Below are 9,551 nucleotides of genomic sequence, written 5' to 3' on the forward strand. Positions count from 1 at the left end.
GATATTATATCGGCGAGCGCGAGACGGAAGTGTTGTTTAACGCGATCCGCAGTCTCACGGCCCAGGGTACGGGGATCGTCTATGTCTCCCATCGCTTGTCCGAGATATTCCAGATCGCCGATGACTATACGGTGTTTCGCGACGGCCGCTTTGTTGAAAATGGACGCATCGCAGACATCGACCGCGCGGCACTGGTTACCGCGATCGTTGGCCGCAAGTTGCAAACCGCAACACGATCTCGCCGGGACGCAGGCAAGGCGGTACTGGAGACCGAAGGCCTGAGCCGAAACGGTGAGTTCAACGAAATTTCATTGCGTGTACACGCCGGAGAGGTGTTGGGTATCTACGGTCTGATGGGGGCCGGGCGCAGCGAATATCTCAATTGCATCTACGGGCTTACCAGGCCGGACAACGGGGGTATTTTCTTGCGGGGCGTGCCGCTGCCCGTTGGCAATCCCGGCAGGAGCATCGCCTCGGGCATTTCACTTGTCACCGAAGATCGTAAGGAAACCGGCCTGGTGCTCACGGCCTCGATCCGCGACAACATCGCATTGTCGGCCTACCGGCGCCTGTCTCGTCTGGCCATGATCGACCGGCAGCGCGTGAACCGCCTGGCCGGCGACATGGTGAAGCGCATTCGCATGAAGACCAGTTCCGTGAATCTGCCCGTGTCTTCAATGAGCGGCGGCAATCAGCAGAAAGTCGTACTGGCGCGCTGCCTGTCGACCGAGCCCGTGTGTCTGATGTGCGATGAACCGACGCGCGGCATAGACGAGGGTGCCAAACGGGAGGTCTATCAGCTCATCAACGAGTTTGCGGAGAACGGCGGCGCGGTGCTTCTGGTTTCTTCGGAGGCGCAGGAAGTGCTGGACGTCAGCGACAGGATCGCCGTTTTCAAGGCCGGCAGCGTGGTCGCGATGTTGGACGGACATACCTCAACCCAAGAAGAACTCTTACATTTGGCCTCGTGATGAATATCAAGATCACTCCTATCGCTCTGCCTTCCCCGACACCTGGCTTCAGTTTGCAGCAGTTCTATGCGCGCTACGGCATTTTGGCGGCGTTGATTGCACTATGCATTTTTTTATCGTTCAGTAATCAGTACTTCATGAGCTGGGGCAACTGGGCCGACATTCTTCGGCAGACCTCCATCAACGGTATCCTCGCCATCGGCATGACCTTTGTGGTCCTTACCGCCGGCATCGATTTATCGGTAGGCGCCATACTCGCCTTCGCGGGGATGGTAAGCGCCTGGCTGGTTGCCGGCGACAGCACCTACGGCCTGACGATGAGCTTGTTGGTGGGGCTCGGCGTCGGTGCGTTGCTCGGTGCTGTCAATGGATTGTTGGTGGCGCGCTTGTCAGTGCCGCCATTTGTCGCCAGCCTGGGCATGCTTAGCGCCGCGCGTGGTTTGACCTACATCTACAACGATGGCATGCCGGTATCGGATTTGCCCGACGACTTCCTGGCAATCGGCGCCGGCCACGTATGGCAAGTCCCGGTACCCATCCTGATTTTTGTTGCAGTGATCGCGATCAGTTGGTTTGTCCTGCGCTATACCATCTACGGACGCTATATCTACGCCGTCGGCGGCAACTCCAAGAGCGCCAAGACCAGCGGAATTAGCACGCGCAAAGTACTTTTCGCAGTGTATGTGGTCAGCGGTTTTCTGGCAGCCCTTGCCGGAATTTTACTGGCGGCCCGCACCACGGCCGCCTTGCCCCAGGCAGGGGTGTCCTATGAATTGGACGCCATTGCCGCAGTGGTGATTGGCGGCACCAGCCTGTCGGGCGGTACTGGGTCGTTAGGCGGCACGGTCGTGGGCGCTTTGCTCATTGGTGTGATCAACAACGGCCTTAATTTACTTGGCGTTTCTTCCTACTACCAGCAAGTTATCAAGGGCGTGATTATTGTGGGCGCCGTATTGCTGGACGTCTCTCGCAAAAAGCAGTAATCCGCCCAACATCCTTGGAGACCATCATGATTTCGTTGAAAAAACTTGCCGTCCTGTGTGGATTGGGCCTGACTCTTTCCTTGTCCGTTCATGCGCAGGACAGGCCCTTGCGCATTGGCGCTGCCGTGTACGGCCTGAAAGGCGAGTTCATGCAAATGTGGAGCAATCACCTCAAGGCGCATCCCGCAGTCAAGGACGGTTCGGTGCAGATCACCATCTTCGACGGTAATTACGATGCGCTCACGCAAAGCAATCAGTTCGATACCATGATCACGCAGAAGTACGACGCCATCATTTTTGTGCCGATCGACCTCAAAGCCGGTGCCGCGCCTGTGCAAAAGGCGATCAAGGCCGGCATTCCGGTGATCGGATCCAATGCCAGAGTGCTGGGGGACGTATTGACGTCGTACGTCGGCAATGACGACGTGGTCGCCGGTCGCATGGAAGCCGAGGCCCTGATGAAGGCGATCGGCGGCAAGGGAAATATCGTGATGATCGAAGGGCCTATCGGCCAGTCCGCACAGATTGAGCGGGCCAAGGGCAATGACGAGATTCTCTCTAAATACAAAGATGTCAAAGTACTCGCCCGAAAGACCGGAAACTGGTCACGCGCCGAGTCCATGAGCTTGATGGAAAATTGGTTGACGGCCTATCCGGGCAAGATCAACGGCGTCATTGCCCAAAATGACGATGAAGCGCTGGGCGCGGTCCAGGCGATTAAATCCAAGGGTATCGATATCAAGACCATTCCCGTCGTTGGGGTTGACGGCATTGCCGCCGCGATTCAGGCCGTCAAACGCGGAGAGATGACGACTAATTTTCAGGATGCGCAAGCGCAGGCGCAGGGCGCGCTGGATGTCGCGTTGCGGACGCTCAAGGGAACGTCCTACCAACCGCGCTCGCCGATCTGGCGCGAATACATCGACACCATGCCTTGGGGCGACGGCACGGCTAAGTCGTACAGCGTGCCTTGGACTGCAATCGTGCCGGCGAACGCCGACGCGTTCCTGAAAAAAGTAAAGAAGTGACTACCGGGAGATGTCGGCAATGAATGCATCACCCAAACAGGGATACGATTTTTCCGGTCGCGTCGCCATTGTGACCGGCGCTGCCAGCGGTATTGGATTGGCGGTGAGCGAGTTGTTCGCGTCTTGCGGCGCGCAAGTGGTATTGCTGGATCGCCAGACGGAGGTGATGCAGGTCGCCACACGCCTGACGGGCGGTATCGACCGCCATCTTGGCTGTGTGCTTGACGTGACGGACCCCGAAGGCATCGCCCAGGTCATGAAACAAGTCATGGCGCGCTACGGCCGTATCGACGTACTGGTCAATAACGCCGGCGTCGCCTTGCTGGAGGCGGCTGACAGTTTGTCGGAGGCAGCCTGGGATGCCACCATGGCAATCAATCTCAAGGCGCCATTCCTGCTGGCCCAAGCGGTGGCTCCCGCGATGCGGCGGCAGGCGTATGGCCGTATCGTCAATCTTGCTTCCCAGGCCAGCGTGATCGGCCTCGAACGTCACGCGGCTTATTGCGCCAGCAAGGCCGGCTTGGTCGGTATGAGCAAGGTGCTGGCGCTGGAATGGGCGAGGGACGGTGTCACTGTCAACGCCGTCTCGCCGACAGTGGTCGAAACGGAACTCGGGAAACAAGCCTGGGCAGGTGCCGCGGGGCAAGAAATGCGCAGAAGAATACCTGCGGGCCGTTTCGCGCAGCCGCAGGAAGTCGCCTGCCTGATTGCCTATCTGGCCAGCGAACAGGCAGCCATGATCACTGGCGAAAATATCCTCATTGACGGCGGTTATTCGGTGCAATAGCCCAACCCCTTGGTCGGAGCAATTGCCCAGCGCCGTCGCCATAACAATCACGATCGTCGCCAGCCTCGCTGGATGACGGCAAGTATAAGGAATCCCAATGAATCGAGTCATCAATCATCCCGACATGGTGGTCGAAGATATGTTGCGCGGCATCGTCGCCGCGCGTCCGGAATTATCGCTCTGGCCGCAAAACCCGCGTGTGGTGCGCCACGCGGCGGCGGCGCTCAAGGGACGCGTAGCAATCGTTACCGGCGGCGGCTCCGGCCATGAGCCAGCCTTCATCGGCTATGTCGGTCGCAATCTCGTGGATGCAGTGGCTGTGGGGGAAGTATTTTCCTCGCCTACGGCAAAGTCGTTCTTCGATGCGTTTCAGGCAGCTGATGGCGGTGCCGGTATCGCTTGCCTGTACGGGAACTACGCTGGCGACAATATGAACGTGAAAATGGCGATGAAGATGGCGGAACGAGCCGGCATCGAAGTCCGGACGGTTGTTGCGAATGACGATGCCGCATCGGCGCACGCTGATGAGATGAGCAAACGGCGCGGCGTCGCGGGCGAGATCTTGATGTGGAAGGTAGGCGCTGCCAGAGCGGCGCAGACAGCCAGTCTCGAGCAGGTCGTCGCGGCTGCGCAAAAGGCCATTGATAACACGCGCTCCATCGGCATCGGTTTGTCTGCTTGCACGATTCCGGCCGTGGGCAAAGCCAATTTTGTCATCAAGCAAGGCGAAATGGAGGTCGGCATCGGGCATCACGGCGAACCCGGTGTGCTGGTGCAAAGCGTGGTGCCGGCAAAGGATATGGCCAGGCTCATGCTGGACAAGCTCCTGCAGGACTTGCCTTTCGTTCGCGGCGACAAGGTCGCGGTGCTGATTTCCGGTCTGGGAGCAACGCCATTGATGGAGCAATACATTCTCTACGCAGATGTCGTCGATTATTTGCATGAGGCCGGCATTGAAGTGCGCCATTCGCTGGTCGGAAATCTGTTTACCTCGTTGGAAATGATGGGCGTTACTTTGACACTGATGCGCCTGGATGATGAGCTCGATCAATGCATGTCCTATCCCTGTGAGTCCATGGGGTTGACAATCGGAGAACGGAAATGAAGGACGATTTCGATATGACGCAGGCGGATTGGGTGGTCGAAGATCTGATCGTCGCGATCAACCGCAACCGCGAATATCTGAGCGAAATCGATGGTGCTATTGGCGATGGCGACCATGGCATCAACATGAGCAAAGGTTTTACGCAGTGCGGGGAAAGGCTGGCCTTGCAGCGCGGCAGATCGCTGGCGGGCGCTTTCAACGAGTTGTATCTGGTCTTGATGGAGGGCATCGGCGGCTCCATGGGGCCCTTGTACGGTAGTTTCTTCATGGTCTTCGGCGAGGTGCTGGCAACGCGAAACATCTTGGACAAGGAACTCTTCTTCAATGCCTTATCGGCCGCAATCGACGCCGTGCAAACCATCGGTGACGCCAAGGTCGGCGACAAGACTCTGGTTGACACCTTAATTCCTGCGCGCGATGCCTATCATCAGGCGTTGTCGCAAGGTCGCTCGTTTTCATTGTGCTTAACGGCGATGACGACAGCGGCGGAGGCCGGCATGCAATCCACCAAAGCCTTGCAGGCGCGCATCGGTCGTGCCAGCCGATTGGGTGAGCGTTCGATCGGCGCGCTCGATGCCGGATCCTGCTCGTGCTTTCTGATCCTGCAAAGCATCGCCGGATCATTGCAAACGAGACTGCTTGAAGAACCCAAGCACTGAAAGACTTTGCTCATCAGGCCGGGACTGTCAAAGCGGGCCCGACGGCGCCGATCTTCACTGGCAAACCTGAAGCACAATTGTCAAAGGAAAAATCATGAACTCCCATGAACCAGACATGTTGGCGGTGGTATGCCACGCGCCAAAAGATTACCGACTGCAACGCGTCAAGCGGCCGGCTGCCGGCATTAACGAAGTGATCATCAAAATCGCTTCTTGTGGTATTTGCGCCGGCGACTGCAAATGCTACGCCGGAGCGGCGCGGTTCTGGGGCGACAAGGAAAAAAACAAGCCGTCCTATGTCAAGCCGCCGGTAATCCCCGGACATGAGTTCTGGGGGCATGTCGTGGAGCTTGGCCCCGGCGCTGAAACGTATCATGGCGTCACGCTGGGCGACCGGGTGATCGCCGAGCAAATCGTGCCTTGCCAGAAATGCCGCTATTGCAAAACCGGCTATCGATGGATGTGCGAAGTGCATGACGTCTATGGCTTCCAGCGCCAGGTCGCGGAAGGCGGCATGGCTGACTATATGCGATTGTCGGCACGTGCCGTGATCCATAAGATACCCACGCATATCGCATTTGAAGATGCTGCTGTCACCGAGCCATTGTCCTGCGCTATTCATGCCGTCAATCGGGGCGATATCCAGCTTGATGACGTGGTGGTCATTGCCGGCGCGGGCACGCTCGGTTTATTGATGGTGCAAGTGGCGCGGTTGAAAACGCCGAAGAAACTCGTTGTTATCGACATGATCGATGAGCGTCTCGAACTGGCCAAGATATTCGGCGCCGATATCGTGATTAATCCGACGCGGGAAAATACGGAGAAAGTTGTGCGAAGTCTGACGGACAACTACGGCTGCGACGTCTACATCGAAACCACGGGAGCGCCGATCGGTGTCACACAGGGTTTGGATATGATTCGCAAGCTCGGACGTTTCGTCGAATTCAGTGTATTCGGCCGGGAGACCACGGTGGATTGGTCCATCATCGGCGAAGAAAAAGAGCTGGACGTGCGGGGCGCTCACCTGAGTGCCGATTGCTACCCGATTGCCATTGATTTGCTGGCACGCGGGCTGGTCACATCCAAAGGAATTGTGACGCATAGTTTTGCCTTGTCGGAGTGGGATAAGGCCGTCAAGGTGGCCGATTCGATGGCATCGATCAAGGTATTGTTGAGACCGGAGGCATGACGTTTCCATGGTTCGATTAACGGGTTGACGACGCGCTGCTCCTGGTAAGAGGAATGAGGAAAAATCCTTGTGTGCTCTGCAGCATTTTTGCAGTTGTGATAAATTTCCGTGTGGCGAAAATTTCGACAAATTCAAAATTTTCTGCACACGATGTTCTCGGGGCGGGGTGGAAATCCCCACCGGCGGTAATGCTGCAGCGGCGTTGTTTCCGACGTCATTGCAGCGAGCCCGCGAGCGCTTGGCGGACGCCTGTCCGTTGAGGTCAGCAGAGCCGGTGCGATCCCGGGGCCGACGGTCATAGTCCGGATGAAAGAGAACGAAAACTTGCCGCGCGCATGCTGTCTGCATGCGCTCGCCGGTTTTCATGCGCCCTGTTTTTTATTCGACAAACAGGAGTCCTGAACAAATGCAACACCCATCCAGCAATACCTCGTCCGCCAGGAATCGCATCGCCTTCATCCAGGCCAGCTGGCATAAAGAGATTGTCGACCAATGCCGTATCTCCTTCACCGCGGAAATCGTCAAACTCGGCTTCGCAGAATCCAGCATTGACTTCTTTGAATTGCCGGGGGCGTTTGAAATCCCGCTGCACGCCAAGCTGTTGGCCAAGACCGGTAAATACGCCGGCATCGTCGCCGCCGGTCTGGTGGTTGACGGCGGCATCTATCGTCACGATTTCGTCGCGCAAGCGGTGATCACTTCACTGATGAACGTGCAGCTCGAGACCGAAGTACCGGTCTTCTCGGCCGTGCTGACGCCGCATCATTTCCATTCGCACGGCGAGCATCAGCAGTTCTTCCAGGAGCATTTCGTGGTCAAGGGCCAGGAAGTGGCGCGCGCCTGCGCCGATACCGTGGTCAAGGTCGCGCGTATCGAAGCGGGGCAGGGCAATGTGGCCGTGCTCAATGCGGCCTGAAGCAAGCGGCAGGAGTTGAAAGGGCTCGCGTCCAAATGCGAGCTCTTTTTTATCAGGAAGCGGTTGAGCACATCTCGAACTGTCAAACGGTGTCAGCAACTTGTAGCATCTTGTTACAAGGCTTACCGTGAACTGACTGGTCGTGGACCTCGAATTGGATTTAAATACAGCTAAGGATTCAGCGTTCTGTTCAACGTCTTATTTTCAGCAAAGTATTGAGTACTTTCAAGTACACCCAAGGAGCCATCGTGAAAAAATCTCTTCTCTCCGTGACAATCGTTTCTATCGGCGTGCTTGCCGCGAGCCTGTTCGCGACGCCGGCGATGGCCGCTCACGTAGGCGTGGGCATCAATATCGGCGTGCCGTTGTATGCACCGCCGCCACCGCCGGTCTACTACGCGCCGGCACCGGTTTACGCGCCGCCGCCACCGGTGTATGTGCGTCCCGCCCCGGTCTACTATGCTCCTGCGCCGGTTTATGTCGAGCGTGGCTATTATCATCGCGGTCCGGGTTATTACCGCCATGGTCCGCGTTATCACGGTTACGGCCACTATGATCGCCACGACCATCGCCGCTAAGCCGGTTCGCCATCGCCGGATTGTCCGCAGTTACCCACAGAAACTGTGGGTAACCATGTGAGCAAGTTTGTGTAAAGTCGGCAAGTCGTTGATTTTATTGAACTACCTTGGTGCGCCTTAAAATCAGGCAGATGCTGAAAAACAATGCAGGGAGTCCTATTTGGACTCCCTTTTTTGTGGCTGAGGCAAAGGGCCGTCAAGTTCGGTCTTGCCGGCTTTGGCGGCGTCATCCTCTCCCGGCGCCAGGTAACGCTCCACCGCGCCAAAGAAGCGGTCGTAGAAATGCGCCGAGCGGATGGTCTCGCTGGCCACCCGCACCAGTGAATCGTCGCTCGAGCCGAACGGCATCGAGACCGAACCCAGCACGCCGACGCCCAGGCTGGCCGAGTTGTTGGTTTTCTTGAGCGCATAGCGGTCCTGGGTGGCGCTGACGAAGAGCGAGGCATTCTGGTCGGCCTTGCCGTTGCCGGCGCAGACAATATGGAAGGCAATTTCGACGTGCTGGTCGGCTTCCGGCTGGAAGCTCTTGGTGCCGTCAACGATATTGGCCTGTGCTTTGCTGATGATGTAACCCTGGCCCAGCAAGGCGCGACGCGCGGCTTCGCAGACCGCGGCGTCGCTGCTGCCGAAGCTGCGCGAATAGGTGTCGGTTTCGCTGAAATCTTCCTGATGATAGAACGACTGCTTGGACGTGGAGCAGCCGGCCAGCAAAACCAGCGCCACGAGCGGCAGCACAGTAAAAGCGAACGGCAAAGGAAGCGAGCGGCGCATGCCTGGAATCTCCTGATGATTTGATACCCTCGATTGTAAATTATCGGCAAGCCAGCAAGTCGAAGCAGAAGGTAAGGAGTAGTAACAGCGGCGATAACAGTTGTGACAACCGCGGACCCCATCGCCGACGCAAAATGACGTGGCCCGTTATACTGGAGTGGAACCCGCATATTTCTGTTTCACTGCGAGTTTTCGTTTATTTTTTGTTGAATATTTCTCGCCATTCATGACGTAAAAATTTCATTCGCTGCATGATCAGCCCCGCAGCGATTTAACGGCATCATGAAGCGCAGAAAAGAAGCGGGGACAGGAACACTCATGGAAATACTGCAAACATTGCTCGGCATCGAGTTGCCGTTGATTCAGGCGCCGCTGGCCGGGATTCAGGGCCACGCCATGGCCATCGCGGTCTCGAACGCCGGCGGGCTGGGCTCGCTGCCCTGTGCGATGCTGACACCCGAAACCCTGCGCAAGGAGCTTGAACTGATTCGCGCCGGCACCTCGAAACCCTATAACGTCAATTTCTTCGCTCACACGCCGCCGACGCCGGACGCCGCGCGCGAA

11 protein-coding genes and 1 riboswitch are annotated in these 9,551 nt (G+C 57.4%); of the genes, 10 read left to right on the top strand and 1 reads right to left on the bottom strand.

The genetic code is table 11. The features are described 5' to 3' along the window. The 9 genes from HLUSI_RS0108535 to HLUSI_RS0108575 all read left to right on the top strand — a co-directional run. A partial coding sequence (locus HLUSI_RS0108535; protein WP_016833572.1) for a sugar ABC transporter ATP-binding protein occupies positions 1-971 on the top strand: 971 nt, incomplete at its 5' end. Then, a complete protein-coding gene (locus HLUSI_RS0108540; RefSeq protein WP_016833573.1) occupies positions 971-1,954 on the top strand; it encodes an ABC transporter permease in 984 nt (327 codons plus the stop codon). The genes HLUSI_RS0108535 and HLUSI_RS0108540, both read left to right, overlap by 1 nt. Positions 1,955-1,968: 14 nt before the next feature. Continuing rightward, on the top strand, positions 1,969-2,982 hold the full coding sequence (locus tag HLUSI_RS0108545; protein WP_414086575.1) for a substrate-binding domain-containing protein: 1,014 nt from the start codon (positions 1,969-1,971) through the stop codon (positions 2,980-2,982). Positions 2,983-2,992: 10 nt separating this feature from the next. After that, on the top strand, positions 2,993-3,769 hold the full coding sequence (locus HLUSI_RS0108550) for a GolD/DthD family dehydrogenase (protein WP_016833575.1): 777 nt from the start codon (positions 2,993-2,995) through the stop codon (positions 3,767-3,769). 97 nt (positions 3,770-3,866) lie between these two features. Next, complete coding sequence (locus HLUSI_RS0108555; protein WP_029363295.1) at positions 3,867-4,874, top strand: dihydroxyacetone kinase subunit DhaK; 1,008 nt, start codon at positions 3,867-3,869, stop codon at positions 4,872-4,874. Further along, complete coding sequence (gene dhaL, locus HLUSI_RS0108560) at positions 4,871-5,533, top strand: dihydroxyacetone kinase subunit DhaL (protein ID WP_029363296.1); 663 nt, start codon at positions 4,871-4,873, stop codon at positions 5,531-5,533. Before HLUSI_RS0108555 ends, dhaL begins: the two co-directional genes overlap by 4 nt. Before the next feature lie 94 nt (positions 5,534-5,627). Next, positions 5,628-6,722: an alcohol dehydrogenase catalytic domain-containing protein gene (locus tag HLUSI_RS0108565; protein WP_029363297.1), complete on the top strand. Its 1,095-nt coding sequence runs from the start codon at positions 5,628-5,630 to the stop codon at positions 6,720-6,722. 148 nt (positions 6,723-6,870) lie between these two features. Next, a riboswitch (FMN riboswitch) is annotated at positions 6,871-7,044 on the top strand. Positions 7,045-7,128: 84 nt separating this feature from the next. Further along, positions 7,129-7,638: a 6,7-dimethyl-8-ribityllumazine synthase gene (locus tag HLUSI_RS0108570; RefSeq protein WP_016833577.1), complete on the top strand. Its 510-nt coding sequence runs from the start codon at positions 7,129-7,131 to the stop codon at positions 7,636-7,638. 248 nt (positions 7,639-7,886) lie between these two features. Continuing rightward, positions 7,887-8,216, top strand: coding sequence for a hypothetical protein (locus HLUSI_RS0108575; RefSeq protein WP_029363298.1), 330 nt, complete (start codon positions 7,887-7,889; stop codon positions 8,214-8,216). 156 nt (positions 8,217-8,372) lie between these two features. Here the strand turns inward: HLUSI_RS0108575 and HLUSI_RS0108580 are convergent, their stop codons facing one another. Then, entirely contained in the window at positions 8,373-8,987 is a 615-nt protein-coding gene (locus tag HLUSI_RS0108580) for a DUF2242 domain-containing protein (RefSeq protein WP_016833579.1), read from the bottom strand. Positions 8,988-9,305: 318 nt separating this feature from the next. Here HLUSI_RS0108580 and HLUSI_RS0108585 point away from each other — a divergent pair. Next, positions 9,306-9,551 (top strand): NAD(P)H-dependent flavin oxidoreductase (locus HLUSI_RS0108585; RefSeq protein WP_029363299.1); only part of this gene is annotated, 246 nt, incomplete at its 3' end.

Source organism: Herbaspirillum lusitanum P6-12 (assembly GCF_000256565.1).
Lineage (GTDB): Bacteria > Pseudomonadota > Gammaproteobacteria > Burkholderiales > Burkholderiaceae_D > Herbaspirillum > Herbaspirillum lusitanum.